The organism is Streptomyces sp. NBC_00289 (genome assembly GCF_041435115.1).
Taxonomy (GTDB): domain Bacteria; phylum Actinomycetota; class Actinomycetes; order Streptomycetales; family Streptomycetaceae; genus Streptomyces.
Genome location: NZ_CP108046.1, coordinates 3858566 through 3873998 on the forward strand (window position 1 = coordinate 3858566; position 15433 = coordinate 3873998).

The window sequence follows — 15433 nt, forward strand, 5'->3', positions numbered from 1 at the left end:
TGCGCATGTCAACGTGACATCAGGGGCGCCCGTCAACTGCCGGGGTAGGGCCAGGGGTTGGCCCTGCAGTGGATTCCGTCGTGGTCGAGGAACTTGGTCTGCTGCTGCATGACCGGCGCCAGCTCGCCGTCCTTGTCGCAGGTGACGTGGCCGTAGCCGAGCCGGTGGCCGACCTCGTGGTTGATCAGCATCTGCCGGTAGGCGTGAATGCGATCCCCGTACGTCGTCGATCCCTGGGCCCACCGATAGGCGTTGATCATCACGCGCTCGGTGGCGGCCGAGTCGCACGAGACGTTGTCCTCGGTGGTGTCCAGACCGGACTTGGCACACCACTCGGCTGTCGTACCGGGACTGGCGAGCGTGATCACGAAGTCGGACTTGCCGGAGGAGACCCGCTGGAACGTACGGGCGCCGTTGTGCGCCCAGCTCCGGTCGTCGTTGAGCGTCTTCTGCACGGCCTGCGCGAACAGCGCCCCGTCGAGCCCGAGCCCCTGTTCCACGTCGACGCGGTAGGTGTACTTCTGCCCCTTGCCGGGCGCCTTGTCGACTCCGGGAACCGCGTCGAACTTCCCCGACCCCTTGAGCTTGGGGCCCAGCGCGTACGTCGTGGCCATCTTCTGCGCGTACGTCAGTGTCGCCACGCTGGGCGAACCCGACGGCGTCGGCCGTCCGTCCCCTCGGGAGGCCGAGCCCCGGGCGTCGCGGGCCTGGTCGGTCGCCGACCGCGCCCCCGCCTCGGTGTCGTCGCGCCCTCCGGCCACCTGTCCGGCCACGACGACGGCCAGCACGGTGGTGACCGCGGCGGCCGCGATCCCGGTGAAGGTGCGCCCCCTGGATCCCCTGGCCGACGCGGGCTCGCCCGTGGGCGCGGCGTCCTCGTCCCGGCCGGGGCGGGTGCCACGCGGGGCGGTGGCGACGCTGGCGGACCTGGCGCGGGGGACGCGGGGGGCGAAGACGTCGCCGTCCGCGCCGAAGACGTCGTCGTCCGCGTCGAAGGCGTCGACGTAGTCCTGTCGCGGTCCCGCCTTCCGCTGCCGCGGGAGGGCGACCCCGGGCCGTCCGGCGTTTCCGGCACTGCCCTGGGCGCTCAACTCGCCCCAGCCACCGCCCGCTTCACGCTGCTCGGGGTGACCGCCCCGGACCCGGGGGAAGCCGTTGGCCGGGGTTCCGTCGGGGAGACGCGGCATGCCGCGCGCGGGGGTGCCGTCCGGAAACCGCGGAAAGCCGTGCGCGGGCGTGCCGTCCGGCAGTCGCGGCGCTCCCGGGGCGTTCTGTGGGCCTCGTGAGCCCTCGGGGCCCTGCGAGCCCCCGTTCGTGGCAGCGTCCGGGCTGTCACCCTTGTTGACGGCTCGGGCAGACCCGCGCCGACTGTGGCGTCCCACCTCGCCCGTCAGCTCCCCGCGCTCTCGGCGGCACCGGAACGATCCGCGCGCACGGCACCACCGGCCCGGTCGTCCCCTCGCGCGCCGCCACCGGCCCGATCGTCACCACGCGGATCACCGGCCCGCCCGGCACCCTCCGCGCCACCGGTACGGCCGGCACCACGCGCGCCACCACCGGCCCGATCGTCACCATGCGGATCAGCGGTCGGGCCCGCGCCCTCCGCGCCACCGGCCCGACCGGCACGCTCCGTGCCACCGGTCCGACCGGCACGCTCCGTGCCACCGGTCCGGCCCGCTGCCTCCGCGCCACCGGCCCGGTGCGCGCCGCCGGAGCGACCGGCCGCCGCCGACTCGCCCGTGTCCGCGAGGAGTTCACGGAAGGCGTGCGCGATCGTCTCCGGGTATTCCATCATCGCCACGTGCCCCGCCTCCGGCAGGGTGAGCAGACGGGAGTCGCGGAAGGAGCGGGCCGCCTTCTGGGCCATGCGGTAGCCGACGAGCTGGTCCCGGCCGCCGTAGACGAGGAGTGTCGGCGCGAGGACCCGTTCCGCCTGGCGCCACAGCGCGTGCTGGCCACCCAGTGTGTAGGCGTTGACGAGCCCGCGCGCGGAGCGCGTCATCGCGTCCCAGAAGTACGGCAGCCGCTGCCGCCGTTCCATCTCCTCCACGGCGTGCCGGAATCCCTCGGGCGAGACCCGGGCGGGATCGCCGTAACAGAGCCCCATGACCCCGCGGACCCGCTGCTCGGCCGTCCACTCCCTGGTGTACCGGGTGAAGAGCGCGGCCACTCCGGGCACCGCCAGCAGCCCCGTCGGCACCGCCGTGCGCTGGATGCGCAGCTCGGGCAGCGCCGGCGAGACGAGGGTCAGCGTCCGTACGAGGTCAGGGCGCGTCGCGGCCACGCGCGTGGAGACCGCGCCGCCGAGCGAGTTGCCGAAGAGGTGCACGGGCCCGCGCCCGGAGGCCTCGAGGAGACGGATGACCGCCCGCGCGTGCGCCAGGATCGAGTAGTCGCCGTCGTCCGGCGGCGGGGAGTCGCCGAAGCCCGGCAGATCGACGGCCTCGCCGTCGACGGACCCGTCGAGCAGCTGCATCAGCGCCGACCAGTTCTGCGAGGAGCCGCCGAGGCCGTGGACGTACAGCGCGGGCGGGAGACCCTCACGCGCCGGCGGTCTCGACCGCACCGTCAGAGTGACCCCCGGCAGCCCGACCGACCTGAGCCGTTCGCCCTCCGCGACCCGGACGGGCGACACCTTCGGGAGCACGGTGGTGGCCGGCACGGACGGCAGCTCGGTCGAAGACATGCGGGCAATGTTACGAGACGATCACGCAGTGACTCATGTGTTCGCCGTCACAGACAGCACCTGGATCGCGTGGCGACCGGATTGGGTGTCTCCTAGGCTCGAACGGTGGGCACCCGTACGTGGCCCCCTGAAACACAGGGACGTTCTAGGAAGGGAGCCCGCCATGACCGTCGACCCCACCGATCCCGAGACGTTCGCCGACGAGAGCGCCGAGGCCGCGCCGGAACCGCCGGAGATCGACGTGGAAGCCCCGGAGAACGACGCCGCCGAGCAGCTCAGGGACGTGACGGCCGACCGGGACGACCCCCTGACCGAGGTCGACCCGGCCCGCGGCGACGAGGGCGACCTCATCGAACAGGCCCGCGTCGTCTCCCAGGACGAGGACGACTACCGGTGACGGTGAAGGAGCGCGTGGCGACGGGGCGGAGAGGGCCGCGCTGACCTGGGGTGAGGCACGCCCTTGCCCGAAGCATCCCCCTTTGAAACGTTCTGCGCGGCTGTCGCCATTGTCCGGTCCGTGAAATTCTGCGCTCGCACCGCGCACAGCAGGGTTACCGAAAAGTACGATGGCGGCGCGGCGCACACCGCGTGTGGACGACATTGGGAGGCGGCGTGACAGCCATCGAGCAGACAGAGGCGGCACGCCCGAGGGGGACGCGCCTGCCGCGCCGTGCCCGGCGGAACCAGCTGCTGGGCGCCGCCCAGGAGGTCTTCGTGGCGCAGGGGTACCACGCGGCCGCGATGGACGACATCGCCGAGCGGGCCGGCGTCAGCAAGCCCGTGCTCTACCAGCACTTCCCGGGCAAGCTCGATCTGTACCTCGCCCTGCTGGACCAGCACTGCGAGTCCCTCATCCAGTCCGTCCGCAGCGCGCTCGCCTCGACGAACGACAACAAGCAGCGCGTACGGGCGACGATGGACGCGTACTTCGCGTACGTCGAGGACGACGGCGGTGCCTTCCGGCTGGTCTTCGAGTCGGACCTGACGAACGAGCCCGCGGTCCGCGAGCGCGTCGACAAGGTCACCACCGAGTGTGCCGAGGCGATCTGCGAGGTCATCGCCGAGGACACGGGGCTGTCGCGCGCGGAGTCGATGCTGCTGGCCTCCGGGCTCGGCGGTCTCGCCCAGGTAGTGGCCCGTTCCTGGCTGCACAGTGACCGCAGCGTGCCGCGCGACCAGGCGGTCCAGCTGCTGACCTCGCTGGCGTGGCGGGGCATCGCCGGATTCCCGCTGCACGGCACGGACCACAACTGACGCCGCCGCGGGGGGACGTTTGTTCCCGTCCGATGTTCGCTGTTGGCGTTCTCGGGCGGAGCATGTACGTCCCCGCTCCGGGCTAATGTGTGCTGGGTACGGCGCGGAAGATCGCGCACTTCACTGACCGTCGGAGGGACATAGCCGTGGAGGTCAAGATCGGCGTGCAGCACGCGCCCCGCGAGATCGTTCTGGAGAGCGGTCAGAGCGCTGAGGAGGTCGAGCGCGTGGTGGCCGAGGCACTTTCCGGAAAGACGCAGCTGCTGAGCCTCACGGACGAGCACGGCCGCAAGGTCCTGGTCCCGGCCGACCGCCTCGCGTACGTCGAGCTGGGCGAGCCGGCGCCGCGCAAGGTCGGCTTCGGCGCGCTGTAGAGCAGACGCGACGGGAGGGGCCCGGCGACCGACTGGTCGCCGGGCCCCTCCCGTCTGTCCACCGCGTCACTCCCGTGCCGCGCCGACCCCGCGTCCGCGGCGACCCCCACACAGATGGAGCACACCGCGGCCACAGTCGAGGGTTGCATTCCGCAGGTCACGGGTAAGACGGGCTACGACGTAAAGCGCAGGCCCGGCCGTGTGGGAGGGATTCATCATGTTCTTGGAAGCGCTCGGTGCCGCACTGCTCGGTGTGGTGCTCGCCGGAGCGGCGGTCCACCGGCTGTCCCACCGTCTGCCCACCCGCTCCCTCGTGCTGGCGACAGGTGTCGCGGGGGCTCTCTTCGGCGCGTTCCTCACGCACAGCGCGCTGGGCCCCGGCAGCTTCCTGCTGAACCTCGTCGGCGCCGCGGTCGTCTCCGCGGCCTCGCTCTCGCTGCTGCTGCGCCCGGCCGGGCGCTTCCGCCGACGATCAGCCCCGGCGTAACGCCGGGACTTCCCGGGACGGGCCCGAGCCGATCCGGGCCCTGCCGTACCGAATCCGACCGGTTCCGAACGGACCGGTGCCCGCCCACCCGCGTGACGGGTCGGGCGGGAAACCTTTGTCCGGGCCGTTTCCGGCCCGGTGTCCGCGCCATCCTCGGTCGGCTAGGCCGCCAGCCCCAGCGCGGCCATCCGCTTGGTGTGCGCCTCGGTGATCCGGGAGAACATGCGGCCCACCTCGGCGAGGTCGAAGCCGTCGGCGACGCCGCCCACGAGCATCGTCGACAGCGCGTCCCGGTCGGCGACGACCCGCTGGGACTGCGAGAGCGCCTCTCCCATCAGCCGCCGTGCCCACAGCGCGAGCCGACCGCCCACGCGCGGCTCCGCGTCGATCGCCGCGCGCACCTTCTCGATGGCGAAGCTGGCGTGCCCGGTGTCGTCGAGCACACCCAGCACCAGGGCGCGGGTGTCGGCGTCCAGGCGCGCGGCGACCTCCCGGTAGAAGTCACTGGCGATCGAGTCGCCGACGTACGCCTTGACGAGCCCCTCCAGCCAGTCCGAGGGTGCCGTCTGCTTGTGGAAGCCGTCGAGGGCGGCGACGAACGGCTGCATCGCCGAGGTGGGCTCCTCACCGATCTCCGCGAGCCGGTCGCGCAGCTGCTCGAAGTGGTGGAACTCGGCGGACGCCATCTTCGCAAGCTCCGCCTTGTCCGCCAGCGTCGGCGCCAGCTTGGCGTCCTCGGCGAGCCGCTCGAAGGCCGCCAGTTCGCCGTACGCGAGCGCGCCGAGCAGGTCCACGACGGCGGCCCGGTACTGCGGCTCGGTGGAGGCCTGCGCCCAGTCCTGGGCGGCGACTCCGGTCGCCCGGGGGGCGGCTTCTGCGGGGGCGTCGGAGGTGTTGTCAGGCGTCGTCATGAAGCGCACAATAGCCCGCTCCATGCACAGTGAGAGCCCTTGGTCAATGACTGTGACGACGACTACGTAACCAATTCGGCCATCACATGTGCGCGTTTCCGGGGTACAGTGGTAATGCGCCCGCCGACTATTCGACGGGCCGCACGAATGAGGATGCCCGGTCGGTGGCCCGATCGGCTCCGACCCGACAGCCCTCCTCGTCCGTACGGCAGTGGTCGTACGGAACCCGGAGGGGGACCCTCAGCGGTTCGAGCGCTAGAGCGTCGGCAGTGGTCCCGTGTCCCTACGGCCCGCCAGTAACGAAGCCGACGTCCCCCGGCACGGTCCTGACACGACCCCCGCGCTCGCCTCGCACCGCGCACACAGAAGAGGCAGCACCCTGACTACTTTCCGAGAGCTCGGGATCCTTCCCGAGACCGCCGAAGCCCTTGAAGCCGTCGGCATCATCACTCCCTTCCCCATCCAGGAGATGACGCTCCCCGTAGCCCTGTCGGGCTCCGACGTCATCGGCCAGGCCAAGACCGGCACCGGCAAGACGCTGGGCTTCGGCCTCCCGCTCCTCGAGCGCGTCACCGTCCCCGCCGACGTCGAGGCCGGCCGCGCCAAGCCCGAGGACCTCACCGACGCGCCGCAGGCGCTCGTCGTCGTCCCCACCCGCGAGCTGTGCACCCAGGTCACCAACGACCTGCTGACCGCGGGCAAGGTCCGCAACGTGCGCGTTCTCGCCATCTACGGCGGCCGGGCCTACGAGCCGCAGGTCGAGGCCCTGAAGAAGGGCATCGACGTCGTCGTCGGCACCCCGGGCCGACTGCTGGACCTCGCGGGCCAGAAGAAGCTCAACCTGAAGCACGTGCGCGCCCTCGTCCTCGACGAGGCCGACGAGATGCTCGACCTGGGCTTCCTGCCCGACGTCGAGAAGATCATGAACATGCTGCCGGCCCGCCGTCAGACGATGCTGTTCTCGGCGACCATGCCGGGCGCGGTCATCGGACTCGCGCGCCGCTACATGTCGCAGCCCACGCACATCCGCGCCTCGGAGCCTGACGACTCGGGCGCGACGGTCGCGAACACCGCGCAGTTCATCTACCGCGCGCACAACATGGACAAGCCCGAGCTCGTCGCGCGGATACTGCAGGCCGACGGCCGCGGCCTGGCGATGGTGTTCTGCCGCACCAAGCGGACGGCGGCGGATCTCGCCGACCAGCTCCAGCAGCGCGGTTTCGCCTCCGGCGCGGTCCACGGCGACCTCGGCCAGGGCGCCCGTGAGCAGGCGCTGCGCGCCTTCCGCAACGGCAAGGTCGACGTCCTCGTCTGCACCGACGTCGCCGCGCGCGGCATCGACGTCGAGGGTGTCACCCACGTCATCAACTACCAGTCCCCCGAGGACGAGAAGACGTACCTGCACCGCATCGGCCGTACCGGCCGCGCGGGTGCCAAGGGCATCGCGATCACCCTCGTCGACTGGGACGACATCCCGCGCTGGCAGCTCATCAACAAGGCGCTGGACCTCGGGTTCAACGACCCGCCGGAGACCTACTCCACCTCCCCGCACCTCTTCGAGGAGCTGCACATCCCGGCCGGCACCAAGGGTGTCCTGCCGCGTTCGGAGCGCACGCGCGCCGGGCTCGGGGCGGAGGAGGTCGAGGACCTGGGCGAGACCGGTGGCCGTGGTGCGCGCGGTCGCGGTGACCGCGGGGGCCGTGGTGACCGCGGCGGCCGCGGTGACCAGCGCGGCGGCCGGGACGACCGGGCCGGCCGGGACGAGGCCCGTTCCGCCGACCGTGAGCGTCCGGCGGGTACGCCGCGCCGCCGTCGCCGTACGCGTAACGGCTCGCCGATGGACGCGGACCAGACGCTGTCCGGGACCACGACGCCGGTGGCCACGCCGGCTCCCGTGACCGACGCCGCCGTCGTGGCGGAGGACGTCACCGCGCCCCGTACCCCGCGCCGCCGTCGCCGCACGCGCAACGGCACGCCGGAGTCCCTGCCGGCCACCGCGGCGGCCGTGCAGCCGTCGGCCCCCGCGGCCGCGGAAGCCGCCGTCACGACGGCGGAGGGCCCCGCTCTGGACGCCCCTGTCACCGAGGCGCCGGCGCAGTCGCGCCGCCGCCGTACGCGCAAGGCGGTCGAGTCCGCGGGTGCTCCCGCGGACGCCACGTCCGTGGTCGTGCCGCGGACGCCGGTCGCCGAGGCCGCGAAGGCTCCCGAGGCCGCGCTGGTCGTCGAGGCCACGGAGCCCGAGGCTCCCGTCGCCACGCCGCGCCGCCGTACGCGCAAGGCGGCGGTCGCGGCTCCGGCCGAGACCGCGGTCGACACCGCCGAGGGTTCCGTCGACATCGCGTCCGAGGCCGTCGCACCCGCGCCGCGCCGCCGTACGCGGAAGGCGGCGGTCGCGGCTCCGGCCGAGGTCGCGGTCGACACGGTCGAGGCCGTGGAGGCCACGCCGCGTCGGCGTACGCGCAAGGTTGTCGAGTCGGACGCTGCCGTCGCCGCCGAGATCCCGGCGCAGCCGGCTCAGGAGACGGAGACCGTGGCTGCCAAGCCGCGCCGCGCCCGCAAGACCGCGGCCGCCGCCGAGGCCGCCGTCGACACCGCCGAAGGCACGGAGGCCAAACCGCGCCGGACCCGCAAGGCAGCGGCCACCGCCGTCACCGCGGAGACCCCGGACGCCGTCGAAGCCAAGCCGCGCCGCACCCGCAAGACCGCGGCCACCGCCGAGGCCGCCGTCGACACCGCCGAAGGCACGGAGGCCAAACCGCGCCGGACCCGCAAGGCAGCGGCCACCGCCGTCACCGCGGAGACCCCGGACGCCGTCGAAGCCAAGCCGCGCCGCACCCGCAAGACCGCGGCCACCGCCGAGGCCGCCCTCGACACCGCCGAAGGCACGGAGGCCAAGCCGCGCCGGCGTACGCGCAAGGCCGCCGAGACCGTCGACAGTGTCGCGGGCGAGGGAGTCGGTATTCCGGCTCAGGCCACGCAGGAGTCGGAAGCCGCGCCGCGGCGCCGGGCCCGCAAGGCCGTGGCCGCCACGGCGGCGGCCGAGGTCGCCGGTGACTCGGGCGAGGCCAAGCCCCGGGTGCGGCGGGCGCGCAAGGCCGCGGACGCCGTGGAGCGCTCGGAGAGCTGATCTCCTCTACGACGGCCCGGTCCCCCGTGCGGGGGCCGGGCCGTCGGCGTGTGCGGTGGTCATCGGGCGTCGCTGGGGGTGGAGGGGGTTTTCTCGCCCCCGCCGCCCCTTCCCGTCCCGTCCTCGGGGGCTCCGCCCCCGGGCCCCCGCTCCTCAATCGCCGGAGGGGCTGGATGCGCCCCAGGGGCTGGGTGCGTCCGAGAGGCTGGATGCGTCCCAGGGACTGGATGCGCCCGAGGGGCTGGATGCGCCCCAGGGACCGGATGCGCCCGAGAGGCTGGATGCGTCCCAGGGACTGGATGCGCCCGAGGGGCTGGGTGGGTCCCAGCCGGAAGGGCTGGATGTACCCAGGGGCTCAATGTGCCCAGCAAGGCCGCGTCGAGGTGCTCCCTATACCCTCTCCCCGTGAACAGCCAAGCCGCATTCAGCCCGCCGCCCAGTGCTCGTGCGTACGCGCTGCGGACCGCGCGCGGGGAGTTCGCCGTCGTCGATGTGCCCGTGGCGCCCGATGTGGAGGCCAAGGGGGTCGCTCTGCTGGTGCCCGGATTCACCGGGAGCAAGGAGGACTTCACGCTGCTGCACGGGCCGCTCGCCGCTCGCGGGTACCGGACCGTGGCCGTGGACGGGCGGGGACAGTTCGAGACCGTCGGGCCCGCGGATGACGAATCGGCGTACGCGCAGGAGGAGTTGGCGCGGGACGTGCTCGCGCAGGCCGCGGCGCTCGGTGTTCCCGTGCAGCTGGTCGGGCACTCCCTGGGCGGGCAGATCTCGCGGGCTGCCGTACTGCTCGACCACTCCCCCTTCGTCTCCTTCACCCTCGTCGCCTCGGGCCCGGCGCAGATCTCCGACTCCCAGCGACTGCGGGTGAAACTGCTGCGGGACGCGCTGGCGGTGATGAGCATGGCCGAGGTCTGGGAGGCGATGCAGGCGATGAGCCCGCCCGAGGAGGTCGACCTGCCCGACCGGGGCTCCGGCTACCAGGAACTGCTGCGCCGCCGCTGGCTGGGCAACCAGCCCGCCCAACTCCTCGCCACCGGACGACAGTTGTGCACCGAGCCGGACCGCGTCGCCGAACTGGCCGCCGTCCCGCTCCCGCTCCACGTGCTGTCGGGCGCCCGCGACGACACCTGGCCGGTGACACTCCTGGACGACATGGCCGTACGGCTGAAGGCGCGCCGGACGGTCGTCCCGGGGGCCGAGCACTCGCCCAACGTTGACCGGCCGCTGCCGACCGCCCGCGCCCTCGCCGACTTCTGGGACACCGCCGACGGGCAGCCCACCGGGTAGTCGGTCTCAGTACTGCGTCTGCAGGTGCTCCCAGAAGCCGTCCCGCAGTGCCCGCCGCAGGTCCGCCTGACCTCGGAGCGAGTACTGCAGCAGGACCTCCGCCTCCACCAGCAGATCCTGGTCCACCGAACCCGGCAGGTAGGGGTGTCCGGGCAGGAGTTCCACCAGGGACTCCCGGCCACGGGCGGCCAGCCACTTCGCGGCGATCTGCGCGCCCACGAAGCGGACGCCCTCCCGCGTCGGCCGGCCGGCCGTCGTCTCGTAGGTCGTCGCCGTGCGCCGGGCCACGTACGGCTTGAAGAAGTCGAGGTCGAGCGTGCGCTGGCTGTCGACCTCCCACAGCAGGGGTTCGGCCTGGTTGCGGCCTTCCGGCGCCTCGATGCCCCACAGGTGCACCCGCGCCCCGTACCCCTGGGCCGCCTCGACGGCGGACACCAGGTCCTCGTCCCCGCCGAGCAGGGCCGCGTCGCTGATGGCGCGGTGCCGGGCGAGTGACTCCAGGTCGGAGCGGATCAGGGAATCGACGCCCTTCTGCTGGTTGTTGGCGTTCAGGTTGCCGAGTCGCACCTTCACGTCCGGGAGTTCGGCGATGCTCTGCTGCTCACCGGTGTGGATACGGCGTCTCGCGCCGTCGTACCAGTAGACCCGCAGCAGCCGGCTGTCCGCGAAGATCGTGCGGGCCCGGTCGATGAGCGCCTCGATCAGCCCCTCGGTGTCCAGGTCGAAGGAGCGCCGGTCCTCCGTCCCCGCCACCAGTCGCCCCGCGGCCGCGTAGAGATAACCGGCGTCGACGAAGATCGCGTGGGTGGAAGGCGTCTTCGCCACCTCGGCGAGCATGCGCTGGAGCAGCTCGTTGGTGCGGTCGATGCGGGCGGTGAGCGCCGCGAGGTCGTCGTTCATCGCCTCCATTGTCCCGGCGGTCACGCTTCGAACACAACCGGTCCCGGTCAGTCTCGTTCACACCGCTTACCGGTCAGTAGTTAGGCGTTCGAAAAATTTCTTTAGCGTAGGGAATGTTTGTAACACGCGGCCTGTTCAATACGTATGGAGCAGGGGGCACCGATGCCTCGTGTGCCAGCCACCACCAGTAGTTCTCCTCAGGAGGATGACCAGACGAAGGGAGAAGCCCATGCGCTTCGAAATCATGCGACTCGACGATGTCGACGGTACGCCCGTTGACAGCACCGTCGTGGACGCCGCCTCCGTCAACCGAATCGTTCAGCAGGCTGCCTCGATAGGCCAGCGGCTGTGGATCCGGCCGGCCGGGACCTCGGCCTCATAACCCCAACGGTCCCACCACAGGTTCCAGAGCCCCGGCGCGCATCGACTCCGATGCCGCACCGGGGCTCTGCGCATGCCCGGGCATGCGCAGGGCTCAGCTCGCTCGTACGACCTGCGTGATCCCGTTGATGATCTGCTGTACGGCGATGGCGGACAGCATCATGCCCGCGAGCCGCGTCACCAGGACCACGCCGCCGTCCTTGATGACCCGGATGATCAGCAGCGAGTACCGCATCACCACCCACAGGACGACATGGATGGCAAGGATCGCCGACCACACCGACACCTGGGAGGCGACGCTGTCGGCCTTCTGCACCGCGAGGATGACGGACACGATCGCACCGGGTCCGGCCAGCAGCGGCATGCCCAGCGGTACGAGCGCGACGTTGACGTCCTTGGTCTGCTTCGGCTCGTCCGTCTTGCCGGTGAGCAGGTCCAGCGCGATCAGCAGGAGCAGCAGCCCGCCCGCGATCATCAGCGCGGGCACGGACACGTGCAGGTAGTCGAGGATCTGGTGCCCGAGGAGGCCGAAGACGGCGATCACCCCACCGGCGACACAGACAGCCTGGAAGGCCATGCGCTTCTGTACCTTGCCGGGCCGGCCGGCGGTCAGCGCGAGGAAGATCGGGGTGATCCCGGGGGGATCCATGATGACGAAAAGGGTGAGGAACAGGGAGCCGAAGACGGCGACGTCGAACATGGGTGAGCTACAGACCTTGCGAGGGAGGGAAACGGACGGGGGCGTGAGAGCGAGGAACCGAGCCTCAGACTCCGCCGGTGCCCGGAACCGGGAATGCGCCGGTCGCGCGCCGGGTGATCTCCCCGTAGACCTCGGGATCCGTCGTGTACTCGCCGAGCGAGACGGTCTTCCGGCTGCCGTGGTAGTCGCTGGACCCGGTGGTCAGCAGCCCCAGCTCTCCGGCCAGGCCCCGCAGCCGCGCCCGGGTGTCCGGGTCGTGGTCCATGTGGTCGACCTCGATGCCGTCGAGCCCCGCCGCGGCCATCTCCGCGATCGCGGAATCCGGTACGGTCCGGCCCCGCTTGGCCGCCGCCGGGTGCGCGAAGACGGTGACCCCGCCCGCGCCCTTGACGAGCCGGATCGCCTCGAAGGGGTCGGTCTCGTGCTTCGGCACGTAGACGCGGCCGCCGTCGGCGAGCCAGTCCGGGGTGAAGGCGTCGTTCACGGTCGGTACGACGCCGAGTTCGACCAGCGCCGTCGCGACGTGCGGACGCCCCACCGAACCGTCGCCCGCGATCCGCGCCACCTGCTCCCAGGTGACGGGCACACCGAGCTCCTGGAGCCGGGCGACCATGCCGCGCGCCCGCGGCACCCGGTCGTCCCGGACCAGCTCACGCTCGGCGAGCAGGGCCGGCTCCTCGGGGTCGAAGAGGTAGGCCAGCATGTGCATGCTGATGCCGTCGATACGGCAGGACAGCTCGGCGCCGGTGACCAGGGTGAGCCCGGCCGGCAGCGCGGCGCGGGCCTCCGCGTGACCGCGGGTGGTGTCGTGGTCGGTGAGGGCGACCACGTCCAGGCCGGCCGCGGCGGCGTTCCGCACCAGCTCGGCCGGCGTGTCCGTACCGTCGGAGGCCGTGGAGTGGCAGTGCAGATCGATGCGCACGACGCTGACTCCAGGCGGTGACGTGACGGACGGGGACGCTTCAGCATAGCGGCATTTCACCGCCCCCCTGTCACACCCGCACCCGCCCGGCGCCCCCTACACCTGAGCCCCGCGTGCCGAGCCGCTTAGTCGACGCACCCCCCGAGGCCGCGGGGAACAACGCGACCAGCCCACGGCGCCGCCAGAGGCCGCGGGGAACAACGCGACCAGCCCACGGCACCGCCGGGCGAACCCGCGCTCCGCGACCGGCCGGCGCACACCCACCGAACCGCACTCCCCCGCCCCACCGGCACGCACCCACCGACCCCCGAGCAGCAACACCCGGTGCGCTAGGGCTGGAGCAAGCGCGGCGACAACGCCCCGCACGGCACCAGTTCCACCTCGGCGCCGGCGTCCCGCAGATCGGTCAGCACCAGTTCGTCGTACATCAGCAGGCCCGACTGCTCGGGCCACACCACCGCCCACACCCACAGCCCGAGCGCCTCGCCCGCGAAGACGGCACGGTCGTCCGGGCTGCCGGTGACATGCCAGAGCGGGGTGGGGCGGCCGGCGGCGAGCACCTTGGCCTGGGCGGGCTTCTCGACGTTCATGTACGGCCCCGGGTCCGGGCCGTCGATGCCGGCGTAGCGCGCGCCGAGGCCGACGCCGAGTTCCTCGGCGACCAGGATCAGCTCCCCGACGCCGCCCAGCGGGCCGGGCCCGGTGCACGCGACGGCCGTGGCCCGCCCGCCGCTGCGGTCGTCGCCCGCGCAGGCCACGCCCGTGAACAGCCAGCCGACGGGCAGCGGCCACGGCATCCACACGGGCACCTGGGTGCGGTGCACGACGACGTCGAGAGCCTCGACGCTGGGCGGGATCACGGGCTGGAGCGGATGCACGGTGCCGTGCACATCGCACTGCCAGGCATCGGAGAAGAGTCCGGGAGCCCTGACCCGGCCACCACACTTCGGGCAACTGGGTTCGCCCCTCATAGAGCCCCACGGTCCTACCCCTGCTCCGCCACGTCAAGGACGATCACCCGTCCAGACGGTTGGCTTCACCAGGCAAAACTACATGTAGCTTGCATTAATTAGCTGCGCTAACTTATTATGTGTAAACGACAACGATCCAGATGGGAGCAGGCATGCACACCAGCACAGGAGGTCCCGCCGACGGCGACCCGTTCGACTCCGGAGCGGGCGGCATCCTGCGGCAGCCGAAGGCCGTGTGGGCGACCGCCGGCGCGTCCGTCGTGGCCTTCATGGGCATCGGACTCGTCGACCCGATCCTGCCGTCCATCGCCAAGGGCCTGGACGCCACCACCAGTCAGGTCTCCCTGCTGTTCACCTCGTACTTCCTCATCACCGCCGTGGCCATGCTGGTGACCGGCTTCGTCTCCAGCCGCATCGGCGGCAGGAAGACCCTGCTGCTCGGACTCGCCCTCGTCGTGGTCTTCGCGGGCCTCGCCGGCACCTCGGGCTCGGTCGCCGAGCTCGTCGGCTTCCGGGCCGGCTGGGGCCTCGGCAACGCGCTCTTCGTCTCGACGGCCCTCGCGGTCATCGTCGGCGCGGCGGCCGGCGGGAGCGCGGCCGCCATCCTCCTCTACGAGTCCGCCCTCGGCCTCGGCATGGCCTGCGGACCGCTGCTCGGCGCGCTGCTCGGTGACGCCAGCTGGCGCTACCCCTTCTTCGGCACCGCGTTCCTGATGGCGATCGGCTTCCTGTGCATCACGGTGTTCCTGAAGGAGCAGCCGCGGCCCACGCGGAAGACCTCGCTGCTCGACCCGCTCAAGGCGCTCGGCCACGGCGGCCTCGCCTCGGCGGCGGTCTCGGCGTTCTTCTACAACTACACGTTCTTCACCGTGCTGGCCTTCACGCCGTTCGTGCTGAACATGACCCCGTACAAGTCGGGCGCGGTCTTCTTCGCCTGGGGTGTGCTGCTCGCCGTCTTCTCGGTGATCGTGGCGCCCCGCCTCCAGGAGCGGTTCGGCTCCCTGAAGGTGCTCGGCGGCTCGCTGGTGCTGCTGGCCGCCGACGTGCTCGTCCTCGGGTACGGCGACCACACCACGGCCGTCGTCTGCACGATCCTGTCCGGTGCCTTCATCGGCGTGAACAACACCGTCTACACGGAGCTGGCGCTCGGCATGTCGGACGCCCCCCGCCCCGTGGCGAGCGCGGGCTACAACTTCGTGCGCTGGTTCGCGGCCGCGGCCGCGCCCTACTTCGCGCCGAAGATCGAGGAGTGGACCGACATCCACATCCCGTTCGTGGTCGCGGCGGTGACGGCGCTGCTGGGCGCGGTCGTGGTCGTCGTACGGCGTCGGGCGCTCACCCACGACGCGCAGGAGTTGGAGCCGCGGCACGCGGCGGAGGACGGGGTCACCGTCTTCGCCAACTGACCCGTGTCAGCGAGCGGTTGGTGACTT

Annotated in this window: 15 protein-coding genes; 8 read left to right on the forward strand and 7 right to left on the reverse strand. The window is 72.1% G+C overall.

Going from position 1 to position 15433, the window contains the following annotated elements:
• Nucleotides 1–32: 32 nt before the first annotated feature.
• Nucleotides 33–1382, reverse strand: coding sequence for a DUF3152 domain-containing protein (locus tag OG985_RS17460; protein WP_371669267.1), 1350 nt, complete (start codon nucleotides 1380–1382; stop codon nucleotides 33–35).
• Nucleotides 1383–1390: 8 nt separating this feature from the next.
• Entirely contained in the window at nucleotides 1391–2686 is a 1296-nt protein-coding gene (locus tag OG985_RS17465) for an alpha/beta fold hydrolase (RefSeq protein WP_371669268.1), read from the reverse strand.
• Between the two features lie 163 nt (nucleotides 2687–2849).
• Here OG985_RS17465 and OG985_RS17470 point away from each other — a divergent pair, with 163 nt between their 5' ends.
• From OG985_RS17470 to OG985_RS17485, 4 genes are all read left to right on the forward strand, one after another.
• Nucleotides 2850–3083: a hypothetical protein gene (locus tag OG985_RS17470; RefSeq protein ID WP_371669269.1), complete on the forward strand. Its 234-nt coding sequence runs from the start codon at nucleotides 2850–2852 to the stop codon at nucleotides 3081–3083.
• Between the two features lie 215 nt (nucleotides 3084–3298).
• Nucleotides 3299–3940 carry a TetR/AcrR family transcriptional regulator gene (locus OG985_RS17475; protein WP_371669270.1) on the forward strand — a complete coding sequence of 214 codons (642 nt, stop codon included), beginning with the start codon at nucleotides 3299–3301 and terminating at the stop codon, nucleotides 3938–3940.
• 146 nt (nucleotides 3941–4086) lie between these two features.
• Nucleotides 4087–4314 carry a DUF3107 domain-containing protein gene (locus OG985_RS17480; RefSeq protein WP_371669271.1) on the forward strand — a complete coding sequence of 76 codons (228 nt, stop codon included), beginning with the start codon at nucleotides 4087–4089 and terminating at the stop codon, nucleotides 4312–4314.
• A gap of 217 nt (nucleotides 4315–4531) precedes the next feature.
• On the forward strand, nucleotides 4532–4801 hold the full coding sequence (locus OG985_RS17485) for a hypothetical protein (RefSeq protein ID WP_371669272.1): 270 nt from the start codon (nucleotides 4532–4534) through the stop codon (nucleotides 4799–4801).
• A 161-nt stretch (nucleotides 4802–4962) separates the two neighbouring features.
• On the opposite strand, the gene OG985_RS17490 is transcribed toward OG985_RS17485, so the two are convergent.
• The gene (locus OG985_RS17490) at nucleotides 4963–5712 is read right to left on the reverse strand and encodes a ferritin-like fold-containing protein (protein WP_371669273.1); all 750 of its coding nucleotides are present in this window, start codon (nucleotides 5710–5712) and stop codon (nucleotides 4963–4965) included.
• A 469-nt stretch (nucleotides 5713–6181) separates the two neighbouring features.
• Here OG985_RS17490 and OG985_RS17495 point away from each other — a divergent pair, with 469 nt between their 5' ends.
• A complete protein-coding gene (locus OG985_RS17495; RefSeq protein ID WP_371669274.1) occupies nucleotides 6182–8839 on the forward strand; it encodes a DEAD/DEAH box helicase in 2658 nt (885 codons plus the stop codon).
• A 405-nt stretch (nucleotides 8840–9244) separates the two neighbouring features.
• Nucleotides 9245–10126, forward strand: a complete 882-nt coding sequence (locus tag OG985_RS17500; RefSeq protein WP_371669275.1) for an alpha/beta fold hydrolase — start codon at nucleotides 9245–9247, stop codon at nucleotides 10124–10126.
• A gap of 6 nt (nucleotides 10127–10132) precedes the next feature.
• On the opposite strand, the gene OG985_RS17505 is transcribed toward OG985_RS17500, so the two are convergent.
• Complete coding sequence (locus tag OG985_RS17505) at nucleotides 10133–11026, reverse strand: NYN domain-containing protein (protein ID WP_371669276.1); 894 nt, start codon at nucleotides 11024–11026, stop codon at nucleotides 10133–10135.
• A gap of 229 nt (nucleotides 11027–11255) precedes the next feature.
• On the opposite strand from OG985_RS17505, the gene OG985_RS17510 reads away from it, so the two are divergent.
• The gene (locus OG985_RS17510; protein WP_371669277.1) at nucleotides 11256–11408 is read left to right on the forward strand and encodes a hypothetical protein; all 153 of its coding nucleotides are present in this window, start codon (nucleotides 11256–11258) and stop codon (nucleotides 11406–11408) included.
• A gap of 93 nt (nucleotides 11409–11501) precedes the next feature.
• On the opposite strand, the gene OG985_RS17515 is transcribed toward OG985_RS17510, so the two are convergent.
• From OG985_RS17515 to OG985_RS17525, 3 genes are all read right to left on the reverse strand, one after another.
• The gene (locus OG985_RS17515; RefSeq protein ID WP_371669278.1) at nucleotides 11502–12107 is read right to left on the reverse strand and encodes a MarC family protein; all 606 of its coding nucleotides are present in this window, start codon (nucleotides 12105–12107) and stop codon (nucleotides 11502–11504) included.
• A gap of 64 nt (nucleotides 12108–12171) precedes the next feature.
• Nucleotides 12172–13029 carry a PHP domain-containing protein gene (locus OG985_RS17520; RefSeq protein WP_371669279.1) on the reverse strand — a complete coding sequence of 286 codons (858 nt, stop codon included), beginning with the start codon at nucleotides 13027–13029 and terminating at the stop codon, nucleotides 12172–12174.
• Between the two features lie 329 nt (nucleotides 13030–13358).
• Nucleotides 13359–14000, reverse strand: a complete 642-nt coding sequence (locus OG985_RS17525; protein ID WP_371669280.1) for a DUF6758 family protein — start codon at nucleotides 13998–14000, stop codon at nucleotides 13359–13361.
• A 152-nt stretch (nucleotides 14001–14152) separates the two neighbouring features.
• Between OG985_RS17525 and OG985_RS17530 the strand changes: the two genes are divergently transcribed.
• Entirely contained in the window at nucleotides 14153–15406 is a 1254-nt protein-coding gene (locus tag OG985_RS17530; RefSeq protein ID WP_371669281.1) for an MFS transporter, read from the forward strand.
• Nucleotides 15407–15433: the final 27 nt, after the last annotated feature.